Below are 18,684 nucleotides of genomic sequence, written 5' to 3'. Positions count from 1 at the left end.
CAAAGAAACAATATAAAAAACTATAGTAATGAGTAATACACAGTCACTTGTAAACACCCGCCGTGACTTTATCATGCAGATACTGCCGGTGATGCTTTGTTTCTTCGCTATGGGCTTTGTTGACCTTGTCGGCACGGCATCAAACTACGTGCAGAAGGATCTTGCTCTTACCGATTCACAGGCCAACCTGTTTCCGTCGCTCGTATTCTTCTGGTTCCTCATATTCTCGGTGCCCACCGGAATGCTGATGAACCGTATAGGGCGCAAGAACACAGTGCTGATAAGTCTCGTAGTGACGGCAGCGTCGCTCGTTGTGCCCGTTTTCGGCGACGGTTACATGGTGATGCTGCTTTCGTTTTCGCTGCTCGGCATAGGCAATGCCATCATGCAGACATCGCTCAATCCGTTGGTGACCAACCTTATCAGCGAAAGCAAGCTGGCATCGACGCTCACCTTCGGGCAGTTTGTCAAGGCGATAGCCTCGTTCCTCGCCCCGCTGATAGCGGCATGGGGAGCCACGAGTGCCATGCCTACATTCGGATTGGGATGGAAAGGCCTGTTCGTAATCTACGCCATCGTCAGTTTCCTGTCGGTAGTCATGCTCGCAGCCACTCCCATTGAGGAGGAGCGTCCCGACAAGGCATCGGGCGTTGGCGAGTGTATCCGTCTGCTGGGCCGTTCGTTCATCTTCCTGTGCTTCCTCGGCATTATGTGCCATGTGGGCATCGACGTGGGTACCAATACCACGGCACCGAAGATTGTCATGGAACGGCTCGCGTTGCCGCTTGAAGAAGCCGGTTTTGCCACGAGTGTGTATTTCATCTTCCGTACGGCGGGCTGTTTTCTCGGTGCTTTTATCCTGCGCCGGATGTCACCGCGGCTCTTCTTCGGCGTCAGTGTCGTCATGATGTTTGCCGGAATGTTGATTCTTTTCGTGTGTGACACGCTCACTATGCTGTACGTGGGAATTGGATTGATCGGTTTTGGCAACTCGAATGTATTCTCCATAATATTCTCGCAGGCGCTTATGAACTCACCGAAAGAGAAGAACGAAGTGTCGGGGCTTATGATAATGGGACTCTTCGGCGTTACTGTATTCCCGCTTGCCATGGGGTTAGCCGCCGACGCCATAGGCTGTCAGGCGGGTGCCGTAGCCGTAATGACGGTGGGGGTGGCCTATCTGATGTACTATACGACGAGGATAAAGAAGATTTCTTAGGAGAATAGTTTATAGGAGTTAAAGGAGTTAAGAGGGAGTTATCGCTCCCTGCGGTCGCTCCGGAGTTAAAGACATTACCCCTGTTGCAACCGTACATCCCCCCCCTTAACTCCCAAGAGAACAAGAGAAAAAGCATTTGTCTTTAACTCCTGAGCGGGCTTTACCCGCGATAACTCCTATAACTCCTTTAACTCCTAAAAGAATCTCCATAAGAAAAAAATAACCAAATAACTAAAAAACAATAATGAACAACTTAGTAGTAGGAATGGGCGAAGCCCTTTGGGACGTTCTTCCGGAAGGGAAGAAGATAGGCGGTGCACCTGCCAATTTCGCTTATCATGTATCGCAGTTCGGGTTGCTCAGCTGTGTGGTGAGCGCAATCGGTGACGATGCACTCGGCAACGAAATAATCAGCAACTTCACATCGAAAGGCCTTAACCATCAGATTGACAAGGTGCCGTATCCCACGGGAACGGTGCAGGTAGAAATAGATCAGGCGGGCATACCTCAGTATGAGATAAAGGAGAACGTGGCGTGGGACAATATCCCTTACACTACCGCGCTCGAAACCATAGCCAAGAGCACCAAAGCCGTGTGCTTCGGTTCGCTCGCACAGCGCAACGTGGTGTCGCGCGAGACGATAGGCCGCTTTATCGATGCCATGCCAAAGAATGACGGTACGCTGATCGTGTTCGACGTGAACCTGCGTCAGGGATTCTACAACAAGGACATACTGTGCAATTCGATGAAGCGTTGCAATATCCTCAAGATAAACGATGAGGAACTTGTCACCGTGAGCCGCATGTTCGGTTATCCGGGCATCGACCTTCAGGACAAATGCTGGATACTGATGGGCAAATACAACCTGAAGATGCTCATACTGACCTGCGGCATCAACGGCAGCTATGTGTTCACACCGGGCAACGTGTCGTTCCAGCCTACACCGACAGTCGAGGTGGCCGACACAGTGGGAGCGGGCGACAGCTTTACGGCGGCATTTATCGCATCGGTTCTTAAAGGCAAGAGCGTTACCGAAGCCCATGCGCTCGCCGTAAGGACATCAGCATACGTATGTACGCAAAAGGGTGCAATGCCTGTGCTGCCGGCTGAAATAACAGGTTGATACCGATGTGGCAAATATTCGTTATGATGAAGACGCGGAGATATCTGGTTCTCAACAGACATTTCCGCGTCTTTTATGTTTACTTTGCAGTCAAGTTTGGAAACTTCTTACGTTTTCAAGTTCTTGTTTTGACAGAGAGAATCTGAAATTCTGTCAGATGCTGTCGAGTGCATGGCTTATGTCGGCGATGAGATCGTCAACATGTTCGGTTCCTATGCTCAGACGGATGGTCGATGGACTGATGTGCTGTTCGTTGAGTTCTTCGGGTGAGAGTTGCGAGTGGGTAGTCGTGGCCGGATGGATTATGAGACTTTTCACATCAGCCACATTTGCCAGCAGTGAGAAAATTTCAAGATTGTCGATAAATGTCCATGCCTCCTTCTCACCGCCTTTTATCTCGAATGTGAATATCGAACCGCCGCCGTTGGGGAACAGGCTTGTATACAGGGCATGGTCGTGATGTGACGGAAGTTGGGGATGATTGACGCGGGCCACTTTCGGATGTTTTGCGAGGAAATCGACAATGCGGCGTGTGTTGTAGGCGTGACGTTCCACGCGCAGGCTGAGCGTCTCCAGACCTTGGAGCAGTATCCACGCGTTGAACGGGGAAATGGCTGCTCCCGTGTCGCGCAGCAACACGGCACGTATGCGGGTGACGAATGCTGCCGTACCCGCCACGTCGGCAAACACGGCTCCATGATAGCTCTGGTCGGGCTTGGCCAATGAAGGATACTTGTCTGCATTGGCCTTCCAGTCGAAATGTCCGGCATCCACTATTATTCCGCCGAGACTCGAGCCGTGGCCGCCGATGAACTTTGTGGCCGAGTGCACCACAATGTCGGCACCGTGCTCTATAGGCTTGATGAGGTAGGGGGTGCCGAAAGTGTTGTCGACAATGACAACGGTGTTGTGGCGGTGGGCAATGTCTGATATTCTCCTGATGTCGGTCACGCTTGCATTCGGGTTTCCGAATGTTTCTATTATAATGGCTTTTGTGTTGTCTTTGAATGCAGCCTCTACGGCGTCGAAATCGGCCGGGTCCACTATCGAGTAGGTCACGCCCTGTGTCGCAAGCGTGTGAGCCACCAGATTGTATGTGCCGCCGTAGATATTGTTTGCTGCAATGATGTGGTCGCCGGCCTGTGCCACATTCTGAAGAGCGTAGGTGATGGCCGCCGCACCGCTGGCAACAGCCAGTCCGGCCACACCGCCTTCGAGCGCGGCTACGCGGTCTTCAAGCACGCCTTGTGTAGAGTTGGTCAGCCGGCCGTATATGTTGCCGGCATCGCGCAGTCCGAACCTGTCGGCGGCATGTTGAGAGTTGCGGAATACATACGATGTGGTCTGATATATCGGTACGGCGCGCGCATCGGTCGCCGGGTCCGGATTTTCCTGTCCTACATGTAGTTGGAGAGTCTCGAAATGCAGTTTGCTCAGTGTCTCTTTATTCATAACGTCATTACTTTTTTTGTTAGACTTATTTTCGGTACAAAGTTAATTGATTGGGAAAACATTCTAATGGCTTTGCGAAAATTCAGAATAAATCACTAAATTTGCATGTCCGAACCATATATTTATTCTGAAAAAATCATTCAAATATGAGCGAAACAGAACGTCTTGACCGTACCGACCTACTTATACTTGACGCCTTACAGCAAAACGCCAGGATTACCAACAAGGAACTTGCCGCACAGATCCACCTGTCGCCGTCGCCGACTTTCGAACGATGGAAAAGGCTTGAACGCGAGGGATATATAAAGAAATATATTGCAGTGCTTGATGCCGGAAAGCTGAACAGGGGATTTGTCGTGTTCTGCTGTGTAAAACTTAGCAGACTGAACACCGAAACAGCCAACGATTTTACGGAGCGTATCGGCAGGATACCGGAAGTGACCGAGTGTTACAACATATCCGGACATTTCGACTATATGCTTAAAATACACTCCTTTGACATGAAGCAATATCAGCAGTTTCTTATCAATGTACTTGGCAGAATAGAGAGTGTCGTTTCGATAGAAAGTACTTTTGTGATGGAAGAGACGAAGCACAGCTATGGCGTGGGCGTGGTTTGAATAATGATATTGATACAATTCCGTAATTTTGATACGTCCTCTTTGATTTAATGCATTTACCTGATATTATCAAGTGCCATTGAAGTCACTGAACGTCAGCCGTTTCTTCGTCCAATCCGAGCACATCCTTTACATTGTATAGCGGACGGCCCTTCACCTCGTTGTAGATCTTTCCGATATATGCCCCTACCAATCCGATAGAGATCAGCACGGTTCCGCCCACGAACCATATGCTCAGTATGAGCGACGACCAGCCTGGCACGGCCGTTCCCGTGATAAGTGCCTGGGCGACGTCTATGCCTATTGCAAGACTGATGATGATGAATATCATTCCGAGCCAGATTATGCCGTATATCGGTTTTACGGAAAACGAGGTTATCCCGTCGAGAGCAAGGGTGAGCATCTTGCCGAGTGTATATTTTGATGTGCCGGCCTTGCGTTCGTTTATCACGTCGTCCACGGTGGTGTATGGGAGTCCGAGTATTGGTATCAGACCGCGTAGATATAGGTTTCGTTCTTTGTATTCGGCAAGTAAGTCGAGTGCGCGGCGGCTCATCAGGCGGAAGTCGGCATGATTGTATATACTCTCCACGCCCATCCTCTTCTGCAACCGATAGAAAGCCGTGGCTGAGAGGCGCTTCAGCAGCGGATCGGCTGCGCGATGCACTTTCACACCGTATATGATGTCGTAGCCTTTGGTGTGTGCTTCAATCATTTTTGGTATGGTTGTGATGTCGTCCTGCAGGTCGGCATCAATGGTCACCACAGCGTCCGCCATGTCTTTTGCCGTCATCATTCCTGCCATGAGTGCGTTCTGATGACCGGTGTTGCGTGTGAGGTTAAGCCCTTTTACGTATCTGTTTTCACCGTGAAGACGTGCAATAATCTCCCATGTACGGTCATGGCTGCCGTCGTTGACATATAAAATAAAACTGTCAGGGCTTATCTTTTGCCCGACTGCGAGAGTGTCGAGCATTTGGGTGAGCCTTGCTGTAGATGTGGCGAGAATCTCTTCCTCGTTGTAACAGGGCGATACTATTGCTAATCTAATCATATCATTGGCTGTAAAAACAGACGTAGAACCGTATTGATAATGAAACCTAACACAACACAACTTGTTCTGAGTTGCCGAAATGCTGTTTGTTTATTGCAAAGATGGCGCAATCCGGATGCTGTTAAGTTCGCTTGAATTGCCGGGTGCAGCCTATCTTTCCGCAAAGATACATAAAAATTTAAAACATGATGCAATAAAACTGTTATATTGTTATTTATAATATGTTTCTTTGTAAGAATAAAAAAAATATACGTAACTTTGCAGCAGAACATGAAACAATATGACTATCTTATTGTAGGTTCCGGACTGTTTGGTGCCGTCTTTGCTCATAAGGCCCATCAGATGGGTAAGCGCTGTCTGGTCATTGACAAAAGACAGCACTTGGGAGGTAATTTATATTGTGAAAGCATAGAGGGTATCAACGTGCATAAGTACGGTGCCCATATCTTCCATACATCCGACAGGGAAGTATGGGATTTTGTCAATTCGATTGTCGAATTCAACTCTTATACCAATTCGCCGGTGGCCAACTATAGGGGCAAACTCTATAATCTGCCGTTCAACATGAACACTTTCAGTCAGATGTGGGGTGTGACCACGCCTGCCGAGGCTCTGGCGATGATAGAGAAGCAGAAGCGTGAGGCAGGCATCACAGAGCCGCGCAATCTGGAGGAACAGGCGTTGATGCTAATCGGACGTGATATCTACGAAACGCTGATAAAGGGATATACCGAGAAACAGTGGGGACGTCCGTGTACAGAGTTGCCTCCGTTTATCATCAGGCGTCTTCCTGTGAGGCTTACATTTGACAACAACTATTTCAACGACTGTTATCAGGGTGTACCTATAGGAGGCTACAACCGATTGACGGAAAGACTGCTGTGGGGTGTGGAGACCATTACTGGAGCCGACTATTTTGCCGACAAGACCCATTGGGACTCTTTGGCTGAAAAAATCGTGTTTACCGGGCGCATAGACGAATTTTACGGTTTCCGTTTCGGACGGCTTGAGTATCGTACGGTGAGTTTCGATGAAGAGATTGTGGATATACCAAACTATCAGGGAAATGCCGTGGTGAATTATACAGATCGCGAGGTGCCTTATACACGGGTGATAGAACACAAGCACTTCGAGATGTTCGGTGATGATGTGTACCGATGTCCGCACACTGTAATCTCCCGTGAGTATTCCACGGAATGGAAAGATGGTATGGAACCGTTCTATCCCATAAACAACGACCTTAACAATGCGGTATATGCCAGATACAAGGAACTGGCTGAAAGCGAGACAAACGTCGTATTCGGCGGCCGGCTTGCCGAATACAAATATTACGACATGGCACAGATTGTTTCCAAGATATTGAAGACGTGTATATAGTGTGGCAAGTGCAGGAGTGTACGATTTTACTTTTCCCCCCCCCCTATAATTTTATTCTGGCCTGTATTTCCACATCGGTTGTAGATGAACGATAGACGGTCTGATAGCTGCTGCCGATAGTGGGACGGTCGAAGTAGTCGGTAACGGCGACTTTGGCCGAGAGTCTGATACTGTGCCATGGAGCTATGCGCGCCATCAGTGCATAGTGTATACCGTGGCCTTGGTATGCCTGGGAGGAGAACGTGTATAGCATTCCGGGGTCATAGGCATATAGGCGGCTGTCGTATCCGGTGGTATTGAAATACGAGACATTCATGCTTATCTGCCCGTGTCCGAATGTGCGATTGGCATATTGGGTTACCATCAGTCCACGGTCGCGTCGTTTGAAGTAGGTCTGCGCAAGGTCGAGTTGTGTCTTGCAGCCCCATCCGTATTCAAGTGAGCGGGCGATACTGAGTCGCAAACGGTGTTCCGTACGGTTTTTCAGTGCACTTTTGTCCTCGTTGTCACGCTGTCTCAGTCGCAGACGGTATCGTCCGGTCAACGTCCATCCGCCTTGTGACAGTGTGGCCGTAAGCATATTGTCCGATGAGTACGACTTTCCCGACACCAGATACTTAGGCCATGCGAAGTAGGCCAGATCTGTGTATGCCGAAAGCTCAATTTGTGGAGACGGGTGCCATCCTATGCCGGCATATATCCCGTGCTCGTTTTGTACTTTATTGCCGTCGCAGAAGCTGTTTGCATGCAACGATGTGTATTTATGTGAGTAAAACCTGTGCAGCAGAGTCATACGAAGTCTGTCATTCGGGTATACAGAGGCAGTGTTGATGGTGGCCAAAGCTCCATGTCGGTCGACAGCAGTCTCGCCTTGCAGTGTGAAAAGATGATGGATGTAACCATAGTCTGTGCTCCAGTTAACGAAGTCGCTGCCCTTGGCATAGTGCCGGCGGTAAAGTACCTCGGTGTCGGGGCTGAGCCGACGGTTAAGATGAGTGTATACCAGTGTGGCCCCGGCATGAAATCCGTTTGCGGCATAGCGGACGTTGGCTCCGGCCGTAGTGGCGCGGGTGTTGTTCTTCTTTTCCATTTCACCTATGGTGCGGTGGTATCCGTTGTATACGATTGTAGCGGCAGTGCCGTCTCTGTTGAGTGTGGCATCGAGAGGGCGGTATGATGCGAAGACGCTTGCTGTCAGCCTTTTCGTCATACGCAGGGTGATGGCCGCTCCTTGCATATAGCCGGCTTCAGAACGCGACGAATGCACACGTATGGCATTGACCGGACGTCCGAGACCGTTGAGCACGGCAGTCTTGCCAAGGTTGAACGATGTGCCGGCAACGAGTCCCATGCCGAATGCCACGCGGTAGCGTCCGAGCGTGAGCGACTCTATGCGGCCCGTTTTCCGCAATTGCATGTATAAGGAATAATAGTCATAGCCGGCAGGGTTCTTGTCTGCGAACATCGGTTCTCCGGCATCCTGCGAGGCTACTATGCCCAGACGCACACGGTCTCTGTAACCGAAATCGTAGCGCAGCCAGTGCTTATAAGGATAGCCAAGATAGCCGTTGATGTCGCCTTTGCGCTTGTACATCGGTATCTTTGCTGTGGCGGTAAGCGTGTGCCGGCCGTATTTCATCATATTGCCAACCGACGGCAACGTCTCCTTGCGGTTGTCTCCGGCATAGACAATGTATTCCAGGAGTTGTCGCCGGGGGCGGTCGAGCGACTCTATAAGGGCAAGTTCGCCTGTGGTCTTCATTGAGTCGTATCGATATATGTATTCGCATATATCTTCTATCTGCCTGTCATTGAGAAACGGTATGAGCTCAAGCTCTTCGCGTGTTGCGGTGTTGATGTCGAGCGGATGGTCGGCCAGCCCGCTCATCACATCGTACCATTCATCCAACAGGTCTTCGTCTGTGTCTTCTTCATCGCTCACCAATCCGTACAAAAGTTCCTCCCACGGTGCGGCCGTGGGCTTGCCGGACTGTGCCGGCATCTGTATCGGAAGGAGGAGGAACATTATTATGAGAATAAAGGGAGGGATGGAAGATGTGGGAATGGTGGGAGATGTGGGAGGAATTGGAACGGTGGGAGGCATAATGACGGGTAGTTTCACGGTTAGTAGTGTTTTTGTTGAGGATTGATAATTATGATTCAGTTGTCATGTCTCGGCTATTGTCAACAATGGTAATCATAATTATCAATTCTCAATCCTCAATTTTCAATTCCATATTCCCAATCGGATTCAGTTCAATTTTGACGTCATAGGGCTGCGCACACCCTTGTAGCCTTTCAGAAAAGCCTTTGCCGAGCCGAAACTCAGGAACATGTCAAGCCGTACGGGTATGTGGTTGACGTCGTCGGTGACATAGAAACGTATCAGTTCGTGGTTCTTTTCGTCTTCGCGTTCAATGAACGAGAACACCAGACAGCGGTATTTGTCGTTGCTGCCTTCCATTTTGAATGTTTCCTTCCCGATATATTTCAGCCACGAGTTGGACAGACGCCTAGCATCGCTGATGGGCATGGGTATGGTCTGGCCTTTCTTTAACTTGCCGGTATCAAAGTTGCGGGCACGCAGGAATATGCTCATCATGTCGTATATGCAGTCCTTGTACTCCGAGTCTTTCCACACGTGCCGTCCGTCGTTTTCTATGCGGTGCTTTTTCAGATGGCACTTGCCTGCGGGATAACTGTACCACAATTCGTCCACATAGTAGCGTTTTCCCTCGCGTGCACCCTTGCGGAAGTATAGCGGTACGATGTCGTCGGTGCAGTATGACAGCAGCGTGTCGCGCATCATGAACATCTTGTCAAGTTTGTTGTTGCCGCGTGTGATGAGGCTTGTGCGATATGCCTGTCGGCCGTCGTATGTTGACTTGACAGTGCTCATGGAGGCTGTTCCCACCTTCACCCAAATGAACTTCCAGTTGAAGAACAGGTCGTAGTAAAGGAATTCTCCCGACTTGAATGCCTTGTTTTCTATGCCGCATTGTGCTCGGCCCGTGGCGGCTATGGCTGCCGTCATCACTATAGCCAGTAAGATTCTGGTGCTGAAATGTTTCATAGTGTCCTCCTTTCCATGTGTTTGCCGATTCTTTATTTCTTCAGTGGTATGCCCATTTCGCGTGCGCGGTCGGCATTCCTGTTTCTCTGTTTCTTCTCTTTGTCGGGTTTCTGCTTGGTTATGGCCATAGGTTTCTGCTCTGTCAGAGGTACGGCGTTTATATTCCACGAAACGGTGATGTCCCACTTGGCCTTGCACTCTATCTCCTTGGGATTGTAGAACACCGCTTCCGGCTGCCTGTCGGCCTCGTAGTCACCGGTGTCCCATATGCCATTGCCATTGTTGTCGGTAAAGGCGCTCAGGTAGTATTTCCCGGGCTGAACATAGAAAAATTCGGCTGTGTTGTTCTTTGCCTTTGTCTGTTTTACCACATTGCCCGAACTGTTGAGCAGCTGTACTACCATATCGAGCGTGTCGGTCCTGCCGTCAATGCTGACCATCAACGAGCCGAAATCGTCGTTCGAACGCACTCTCAGGCCTTTCTTTACGGGTTTTGACACAATGCCGTAAATGTCTTCAAACGCCGCCGAGTCTATCTCCAGACTGTATTCCACCGCGGGGCGCCATTCGGCCAGCAGTTCGTACCGGCGCAGCTGTCCCTTGACGGGATGCAGCTCGAAGCGTGCTCTGTACCACAGGGTGTCGTGCTTTGAATACAGATGTATGGCCGATGTGTCGAAGCGTGCCAGCGGTGTGGGCATCTCGATGAATACGCTGCTTTCGGGACTCATCGAGGACGGGATGCTGATTTTGGGTTCCATATTCTTCACAGGCATCACCGAATCGTAAGGCTCGCCCTTCTTGCGGGCTTTCTCTTGGTCCTTCTGCCACTTTTCGATTTCTTTCTCCAGTTCTTTCATCCGCTTTTCGTAACCTTTCTTGGGCAGTGCGGATATGGTGTCGGTGCGGCTTGTGAGCAGTCCGGTGGTGTCTGTCATCATGTAGTCCACCTCCATCAGCAGCGTGTCTCGGTTGACCAAAGCCGTGTCGCGCAGCCAGTAGAAGATGGTGTCGCGCTTCTCCGACGGTTCGATGACAAATGCGTCCGATGCGTCGAAGTTGATGCCTTTGACAGCGGGCAGGCTGTCGCTGCCGTAAGTGAAGTAGAAGTCTATGCGTCGCGGGTCCTGCCGCTCGGTCTTGAGCAGGTAGCGGTCGGTCTGCGGCACGGTGAATGCCAGCAGCACGATGTTGTCCGGACGGAAATGCGTGTAGGGCACACGGGCGATGGAGTCGATACGCAGTTCGTCGCGCCAGATGGTGTCCTGCCGTATGTCCGGGCCGCAGCTCGGCACGAAGGTGTCGTGGCTGAAGGCCACCATTTCGCTCTTTTGGCTGTAGATATAGTTTCCGTCGGCATCCTGAAGGGCATATACGCGGTATGTTCCCGGTGCGACGCCCTTTATGATGAAGCGTCCCCGGCTGTCCGTGCGCGATACGCGTATCATCGGTTTTGCGGTGAATGCCGTGTCGGACAGGTCGTCGTACAGTCCTACGAGTATTCCTTTTACAGGCTCGAGGTTGCTTGCGTCGAGTACGTTGCCTGCCACTTCAAACGTGTCAATCTCAGTACCTGTCGAGAAACTGTATGTGTAGTTGCCCATCGGATTGTTCTCGTTGTTGTCGGTGATGGCGTCGGAGAAGTCGATGGTGTATGTGATGTCGTCTTTGAGCGAGTCTTTCAGTTCTACGACAATCCTCTTTCCCGCGCTCTTTATCTCTGGCGTTTCGAGCTGCGGAGGCGACACGACCACCTTGTTGGCCGCATCCTCAAGTTTGACGAACTCGTCGAATGTGATGGTTATCTTGCGTGTCTTCACTCCGGTGGCCTTGTCGGCAGGTGAGGCATGCACTATCTTTGGAGGCGTTTCGTCATACCATCCGCCGTCGGGCTGCCCCATTCGTGCGCAGGAGGCTGTCAGCAACATTGCCGAAATGCAGGCCACGACAATTTTGAGCATGGACAAGGCGGCGCGTGGGCTGTATTTCCGTTGCGCTCCGTGTCCGGTTCTTGTTTCGGTTGTATGCGTGATGTTGGCCTTGTCCGTCATTTCCTGTTGTCTTTTTCTTCTGTTGTACTCTTGTCTTGAAGTCCTGCCGTAGCCTTCAGATTCCCATTTCCATGAGTCTGAGCATCTGCTCCATTATGTCGCGGTTGTTGTTCAGCCGCGGTATCTTGTGCTGTCCGCCGAGCTTTCCCTTCATCTTGAGCCAGTCGTTGAACAGGTTGGGACGTGCCTCGACTATCTCAAGATGTTGCAGGGTGATGTTCTTGTAGCGTTTGGCCTCGTAGTCGCTGTTGAGTTCTTGCAGGCGCTTGTCGAGCAGCGAGGCAAACCGGCCGATGTCGTCGGGGCGCCGCGCGAACTCTATGAGCCACTGATGGCGGCACTTGGCGTTGCCGTCCATGAACACCGGTGCGGCGGTATATTCGAGCACTTCGGCACCGGTCTCGCTGCATGCGTGGGCCAGACCCTGCTCGGCGTTGTCTACGATGAGCTCCTCGCCGAAGGCGTTGATGAAACTCTTGGTGCGGCCTGTGATGACGAACTTGTAGGGATTGACCGAAGTGAAGCTGACGGTGTCGCCCAGAACATAGCGCCACAGTCCGCACGAGGTGGAGATGACCATGGCATAGTTGCGTCCCGTTTCAACCCCCCACAGCGGTACAGCCGTGGGGTTGTCCGTGCCGAACTCGTCCATCGGTATGAATTCGTAGAACACGCCGTAGTCGGACATCAGCAGCATCGACTTGTCTTGCGGGTCGTTTTGCAGACCGAAGAACCCTTCGCTTGCGTTGTACGTCTCCATGTAGTGCATCCGGGGCGAGGTAATCAGTTGCTCGTATTGCTTGCGGTAGGGCGTGAAGGCCACTCCGCCATGGAAGAACACTTCCAGATTGGGCCACACCTCTTCCAGATGGGTCTTGCCCGTGAGCTCCATCACCCGTGTGAGCACGGAGAGCATCCACGACGGCACGCCGCTCAGATTGGTGACGTTGCGGCCCATCGTCTCGCGGGCTATGCGGTCGCGCTTCACTTCGAAGTCGCTCAGCAGGGCGGTCTGCTTCTGCGGAACGCGCACTAAGTTGACAAGCGGGGTGATGTTTTCTATCAGTATTGCGCTGAGGTCGCCCACCAGGCTGTCGGCCAGATTGCAGTTGGGCGAATGGCTTCCGCCGAGTATCAGGCCCTTGCCGTCGAACATGCGGCTCTTGGGATTGTTGTCCAGATAGATGGCCACGGCATCCTTGCCGCCCTTATAGTGCGTGTCGCGCAGGCCGTCGGCGCTGACGGGGATGAATTTGCTCTTGTCGTTGGTGGTGCCCGACGACTTGGCATACCACTTCACGCGTCCCGGCCATAGAATGTCTCTTTCACCGTGGCGCATGCGGTCGATGTCGCCTTTGAGTTCCTCGTAGGTGTTTATGGGGATATTTCTTGCGAAATCATCATAGTTGTGTATCGTTCCGAACAGATGATTACGCCCGTATTCGGTGTTTCCGGCGCGTGTCACAAGGTGCTGCAACACATTTTGTTGCAGCGTTTCTGCTCCGTTGATGTGCCGTTCAAGCTCTTTTTGGCGCGGCAGAAACACATTGCGAACTATTCCTGTTATGTTCATAATAGATGCAAAGATACGGCAAACTTTTGTAACACAAATACTTTTTACTATTTTTAAGGTTAGACACAAAGACATGTTTCTTTGGACATAAATGACATATCCCTTTTGAAGGCAAAGACGTGTTTCTTTCGGAGATAAGGAAGCATGTCTTTGCCTTCAAAAGGGATATGTCTTTATGTCAGTATAATTCTGAAAAAAACGCATTTTATTTTTTCTGAAATAGAAAAGCCGGGAGGCCTTCTCGGCTTCCTTTACACATGTTTTTTGCATTGTTTTCTCACCGTAAGGGCCTCCCGACACTCCCGCGAGGGCCGTTTCGCATTGCAATAAGGCCGCCGTCGCAATGCAATAACGGCCTTATTGCAAGGTGAAACGGCCCTCTCTGCTTTCTTGACAAACCTGTGCGATTGCAATGTGTTGATAATCAGCGCTTCCCATTTGAAGTAAAAATCGCGATTTTCGGAGCCTTGCCCGAAAATCGCGATACAGATGTCGCTTAACATACGTTAAAGTAAAGATATTTATCCGACATGACTGTATGTCGGGATATAATCTTGTATTGTCCGCCTGCTATACGAAAAATGTCAGTCTGTATATGCTGCTGCTTCGGCGGCAGCTATTATTTCTTCTCTCGACAGTTCTTTGGGTGTGGCTGTTATGTCGGACAAGTCGAATTCGTCAACATCGGTTGAGGCCTGTTTTCCGGTCTTTTCGGATTGTCTTTCGTGCCGGCGGCCGGTCGTGTCTCCGGATTTGATGTTACAGTCGGTGATGTTGTTGCTGTCAGGCAATGTGTTTGTGACGCCGTCGGTGGTGTTTTCGCCGGTTGCCGGGGCATCGGGTTCCGGTTCTTCTTCCATTCTTGTGCGTCCTGTCTTGGAGGCAAATACGGCATCTATGAACTGCGGTTCGCGGCGGAGGCGCTGCAATGTCTCCTTCGACGCCAACTGCTGGCTCTCTTTCTTTGAGAATCCTTTTCCTATGCCAGCCTTTATGTCTTCCAGTATTACCTGATAGCAGAATGTGGGACTGCTGTTCTCATCCTTGTTCTGTTCGAGCAACTTGAATTCCATTCGTACACGGTTCTTCTGTGTCCACTCTATGAGCTTGCTCTTGAAGTTGACTTCTTTGTAGGCCACCTTGTCGATGTTGATGAGCTGCGTGAGTATGCGTTTCTGCATGAACTGCATGCAAGCTTCGTATCCGCGGTCGAGATAGATGGCGCCCACGAGTGCTTCAAACGCATTGCCTCCCATATAGCTGTTGTGGGAGTTGGTATGTCCTGACGATATTATAAGGCGGCAGAGGCCCATCTCGTCGGCCAGTTTGTTGAGTGTGTCGCGCTGTACGAGCTTGCTGCGGGTGTTGGTGAGAAATCCCTCACGCTTGCCTTCGAAGTGGCGGTAGACGATGTCGCCCACTACGGCATCGAGTATGGCGTCGCCCAAAAATTCCAGACGCTCGTTGTTGAGCGGTTTTCCCTTGGCGTTGCGCCTGGATACGCTCTTGTGCATCAGGGCCAGTTTGTAGTACTCGATGTTGCGGGGATAGAAGCCGATGATGTCGTAGAGGGAAGAAAAAAGCTCCTTCTCCTTGCGGAAACGGAGCTTTATTCTATCTATGATGATATTATTCAGCATATTTCTTGAAGATGACGCAGGCATTGTGTCCGCCGAATCCGAATGTGTTGCTCATGGCGGCGCGTACCTCGCGCTTTTGGGCCTTGTTGAACGTGAAGTTCAGATTGTAGTCTATCTCCTCGTCGCGGTCGTCGTCGTCGTGGTTGATTGTCGGTGGCACGATGTCGTTCTGCACGGCAAGCACCGTAGCCATGGCTTCCACGGCTCCGGCTGCACCGAGCAGGTGGCCGGTCATTGACTTTGTCGAACTAATGTTCAGCTTGTATGCGGCATCGCCGAAGACGGCTTTGATGGCCTTGGCCTCAGAGATGTCACCCACGGGGGTCGATGTGCCGTGAACGTTGATGTAGTCGATATCCTCGGGTTTCAGACCGGCGTCTTTCAGAGCGTTTTCCATCACGAGGCGTGCTCCGAGTCCTTCGGGATGTGATGCTGTGATGTGGTGAGCGTCGGCACTGGCGCCTTCGCCTACCATCTCTGCGTATATCTTGGCTCCGCGGGCCTTGGCATGCTCCAGCTCCTCGAGTATGAGACAGCCTGCGCCTTCACCCATGATGAAGCCGTCGCGGCTCTTGCTGAACGGGCGTGATGCGTGTTCAGGGTCGTCGTTGCGTGTGGAAAGTGCGTGCATGGCGTTGAAGCCGCCTACGCCTACAGCGCAGAGAGCGGCCTCGGCACCACCGCTGACTATCATGTCGGCCTTGCCCAGACGTATCTGGTTGAAAGCGTCGGCCAAAGCGTTGCTTGATGATGCACATGCAGATGTGGTGGCGTAGTTGGGGCCGTGGAATCCGAAGTGGATTGAAATCTGTCCGGCGGCGATGTCGGCTATCATCTTAGGGATGAAGAAGGGGTTGAACTTCGGTCCCATGTCCTCGTGCTGGCCATAGTATTTCACTTCGTCCTCGAAGGTCTTGATACCGCCGATACCTACACCGAAGATTACTCCCACACGGTTTTTGTCAACTGTCTCCAGATCGAGACCGCTGTCTTTGACAGCCTGCAATGCGGAGATGAAGGCAAACTGTGTGTAGCGGTCCATCTTGCGCACTTCCTTGCGGTCAATGTAGTCCGTTACGTTGAGGTTCTTGACCTCGCAGCCAAACTGTGTCTTGAATTTTGAGGCGTCAAATAGTGTAAAGGGCGCCGCGCCGCTCACTCCGTTTACCAGACTGTTCCAGGTTTCTTCCGGAGTGTTGCCGACCGGAGTAACTGCTCCAAGGCCCGTTACAACAACTCTTTTTAATTCCATTATGATAAAAGTTGAAAACCGGGAAAAAGCCTAACCGGGATGTCTGAAAATCAAGAATGGAGAATTATGATTGCCACCATTGCAAGACGGGGAAATCATAATTCTCCATTTTCTCAATTGCAAATTGTCGGTTTGTCCAATTTCCCAATTGTTAATTTGAATTTATTTAGCGTTCTCCTCGATGTAAGCGATGGCATCGCCAACAGTGCCGATCTTCTCAGCCTTGTCATCGGGGATAGAAATGCCGAACTCCTTCTCAAATTCCATGATGAGCTCTACTGTGTCCAAAGAGTCAGCACCCAGATCGTTTGTGAAGCTTGCTTCCGGCTTAACATCAGCCTCGTCTACACCAAGTTTATCAACGATGATTGCCTTTACTTTTGATTCAATTTCTGACATAATTGTAATGTTTAAAATGTTAATAATGATTTCAAATCCAAAAAATTCGGGTGCAAAGTAACTAATTTTTATTCAGCTATGCAAATTATTTCACTAAAAAAGCACTCTTCTTTGCACACTATGTATATATTTGTGCAATAAACCGGCTGTTTTTTGTAATGAAAAAAGTTTTAATCGGAGTGGTGGTGTGACGATATGTTGTTTTGTGAAGAGATGGTGGAAAGGATTGTTCTATGACAAAAAAAGCGCGTTATCTTGGCTTTTCTTTCGCTTAATCAGAATTTTACACTACCTTTGCAAATAGTTTTTCGACTTAATTAAGATAGATTATGGAACATACACTTCTGATATACAATACGCTCAGTCGCCGTAAGGAGGCTTTCGAGCCGTTGCATGCTCCCAATGTGGGCATGTATGTGTGCGGACCGACGGTCTATGGCGACCCGCATCTGGGGCATGCCCGTCCGGCGATAACTTTCGACATCGTTTTCCGTTATCTGCGCCATTTGGGTTACAAGGTCCGCTATGTGCGCAATATTACCGATGTAGGTCATTTGGAGCACGATGCCGACGAGGGTGACGACAAGATAGCGAAGAAAGCGCGTCTCGAGCAGCTTGAACCCATGGAGATAGCACAGCACTATACCAACCGTTATCATGAGGCCATGAACGCTTTGGGGGTGCTGCCGCCGAGCATAGAGCCCCATGCCACAGGCCACATTATCGAGCAGCAGCAACTTGTGCAGCAGATAATTGACAACGGCTATGCCTACGAAAGCAACGGTTCGGTATATTTCGACGTTGAGAAATATAATCGTGATCATAAGTACGGTATACTTTCGGGGCGTAACCTTGACGATGTAATCAACGCCAGCCGCGAACTTGACGGAGTGGGAGAGAAGCGCAACCAGGTTGATTTCGCTTTGTGGAAGAAAGCGCTGCCGGAGCATATCATGCGCTGGCCAAGCCGGTGGAGCGACGGTTTTCCGGGATGGCACTGCGAGTGTACGGCGATGGGCCGCAAGTATCTCGGCGAACATTTCGACATACATGGCGGAGGTCTCGATCTCGTTTTCCCTCACCATGAATGTGAGATAGCGCAGGCTGTGGCCAGTCAGGGCGACCAGATGGTGCGTTACTGGATGCACAACAACATGATAACCATCAACGGTCAGAAGATGGGCAAGAGTCTTGGCAACTTCATCACGTTGGAACAGTTCTTCACCGGCGGTCATCCGTCGCTTGAGCAGGCATACAGCCCGATGACCATACGCTTCTTTATTCTCTCGGCCCATTACCGCGGCACTGTAGACTTCTCCAACGAGGCACTCAAGGCCAGTGAAAAAGGATTGGAGCGGCTCATGAACGGCATCAGCGACCTTGACCGTGTTCCGGTGTCGGCCAAGTGCGACCCGCAGACTGAGAAGATTGTCAAGGAACTGCGCCGGAAGTGCTACGAGGCCATGGACGACGACTTCGCCACGCCGCAGGTCATCAGCCATCTCTTCGAGGCGTGCGGTGTTGTCAACAAACTGCTCAACCACGAGGCAACCATCTGCGCCGATTGCTTGGAAGAGCTTGGCGCCACAATGCGTCTCTTTGCCATCGACCTGCTCGGATTGCGTGAGGAGAAAGCCGGTTCTTCCGGTGTACGCGAAGAAGCCTATGGAAAGGTTGTCGATATGGTGCTTGACCTGCGTGCCAAGGCCCGTGCCGCCAAGGATTGGGCTACATGCGACCAGATACGCGATGCGCTCAAAGATGCCGGTTTCGAGGTCAAGGACACCAAGGACGGTGTGGCCTGGAGATTGAATAAATAAAGAATTTGCATTTACTGTCACGGAGTTATGA

14 protein-coding genes are annotated in these 18,684 nt (G+C 50.9%); 5 read left to right on the top strand and 9 right to left on the bottom strand.

The window, feature by feature from the left end; genetic code table 11:
• Positions 1-28: 28 nt before the first annotated feature.
• Together HPS55_RS06345 and HPS55_RS06340 are read left to right on the top strand one after the other, a co-directional pair.
• Positions 29-1,219, top strand: coding sequence for an MFS transporter (locus HPS55_RS06345; protein ID WP_172324759.1), 1,191 nt, complete (start codon positions 29-31; stop codon positions 1,217-1,219).
• Positions 1,220-1,463: 244 nt separating this feature from the next.
• On the top strand, positions 1,464-2,342 hold the full coding sequence (locus HPS55_RS06340) for a carbohydrate kinase family protein (protein WP_172174593.1): 879 nt from the start codon (positions 1,464-1,466) through the stop codon (positions 2,340-2,342).
• 153 nt (positions 2,343-2,495) lie between these two features.
• Here the strand turns inward: HPS55_RS06340 and HPS55_RS06335 are convergent, their stop codons facing one another.
• Positions 2,496-3,794 carry an O-acetylhomoserine aminocarboxypropyltransferase/cysteine synthase family protein gene (locus tag HPS55_RS06335; RefSeq protein ID WP_172174596.1) on the bottom strand — a complete coding sequence of 433 codons (1,299 nt, stop codon included), beginning with the start codon at positions 3,792-3,794 and terminating at the stop codon, positions 2,496-2,498.
• Positions 3,795-3,940: 146 nt separating this feature from the next.
• Between HPS55_RS06335 and HPS55_RS06330 the strand changes: the two genes are divergently transcribed.
• A complete protein-coding gene (locus HPS55_RS06330; RefSeq protein ID WP_172174598.1) occupies positions 3,941-4,414 on the top strand; it encodes an Lrp/AsnC family transcriptional regulator in 474 nt (157 codons plus the stop codon).
• A gap of 85 nt (positions 4,415-4,499) precedes the next feature.
• On the opposite strand, the gene HPS55_RS06325 is transcribed toward HPS55_RS06330, so the two are convergent.
• Positions 4,500-5,468 carry a glycosyltransferase family 2 protein gene (locus tag HPS55_RS06325; RefSeq protein ID WP_172174601.1) on the bottom strand — a complete coding sequence of 323 codons (969 nt, stop codon included), beginning with the start codon at positions 5,466-5,468 and terminating at the stop codon, positions 4,500-4,502.
• Positions 5,469-5,738: 270 nt separating this feature from the next.
• Between HPS55_RS06325 and glf the strand changes: the two genes are divergently transcribed.
• Positions 5,739-6,845, top strand: a complete 1,107-nt coding sequence (gene glf, locus HPS55_RS06320; RefSeq protein ID WP_172174604.1) for a UDP-galactopyranose mutase — start codon at positions 5,739-5,741, stop codon at positions 6,843-6,845.
• Positions 6,846-6,888: 43 nt separating this feature from the next.
• On the opposite strand, the gene HPS55_RS06315 is transcribed toward glf, so the two are convergent.
• The 7 genes from HPS55_RS06315 to HPS55_RS06285 form a co-directional block, all read right to left on the bottom strand.
• A complete protein-coding gene (locus HPS55_RS06315; RefSeq protein WP_172174607.1) occupies positions 6,889-8,871 on the bottom strand; it encodes a helix-hairpin-helix domain-containing protein in 1,983 nt (660 codons plus the stop codon).
• Positions 8,872-9,096: 225 nt separating this feature from the next.
• Positions 9,097-9,918, bottom strand: a complete 822-nt coding sequence (locus tag HPS55_RS06310; RefSeq protein ID WP_172174610.1) for a DUF3108 domain-containing protein — start codon at positions 9,916-9,918, stop codon at positions 9,097-9,099.
• 32 nt (positions 9,919-9,950) lie between these two features.
• Positions 9,951-11,969, bottom strand: a complete 2,019-nt coding sequence (locus HPS55_RS06305) for an Ig-like domain-containing protein (RefSeq protein ID WP_253945777.1) — start codon at positions 11,967-11,969, stop codon at positions 9,951-9,953.
• 55 nt (positions 11,970-12,024) lie between these two features.
• Positions 12,025-13,542: a GH3 auxin-responsive promoter family protein gene (locus HPS55_RS06300; RefSeq protein WP_172174613.1), complete on the bottom strand. Its 1,518-nt coding sequence runs from the start codon at positions 13,540-13,542 to the stop codon at positions 12,025-12,027.
• Positions 13,543-14,126: 584 nt separating this feature from the next.
• The gene (rnc, locus tag HPS55_RS06295) at positions 14,127-15,182 is read right to left on the bottom strand and encodes a ribonuclease III (RefSeq protein WP_172174616.1); all 1,056 of its coding nucleotides are present in this window, start codon (positions 15,180-15,182) and stop codon (positions 14,127-14,129) included.
• Positions 15,172-16,434, bottom strand: a complete 1,263-nt coding sequence (gene fabF, locus HPS55_RS06290) for a beta-ketoacyl-ACP synthase II (protein ID WP_172174619.1) — start codon at positions 16,432-16,434, stop codon at positions 15,172-15,174. The genes rnc and fabF overlap by 11 nt, the downstream gene beginning before the upstream one ends.
• Positions 16,435-16,596: 162 nt before the next feature.
• Positions 16,597-16,833, bottom strand: a complete 237-nt coding sequence (locus HPS55_RS06285; protein WP_094879135.1) for an acyl carrier protein — start codon at positions 16,831-16,833, stop codon at positions 16,597-16,599.
• A 329-nt stretch (positions 16,834-17,162) separates the two neighbouring features.
• Between HPS55_RS06285 and cysS the strand changes: the two genes are divergently transcribed.
• The gene (cysS, locus tag HPS55_RS06280; RefSeq protein WP_172174622.1) at positions 17,163-18,653 is read left to right on the top strand and encodes a cysteine--tRNA ligase; all 1,491 of its coding nucleotides are present in this window, start codon (positions 17,163-17,165) and stop codon (positions 18,651-18,653) included.
• The last annotated feature ends 31 nt before the right edge of the window (positions 18,654-18,684 follow it).

This window comes from Xylanibacter rodentium (assembly GCF_013166575.1).
In the GTDB taxonomy this organism is placed as follows: Bacteria; Bacteroidota; Bacteroidia; order Bacteroidales; family Bacteroidaceae; genus Prevotella; species Prevotella rodentium.
Note: the sequence above shows the minus strand (reverse complement) of the source record. Positions and strands in the feature narration are given on the sequence as shown.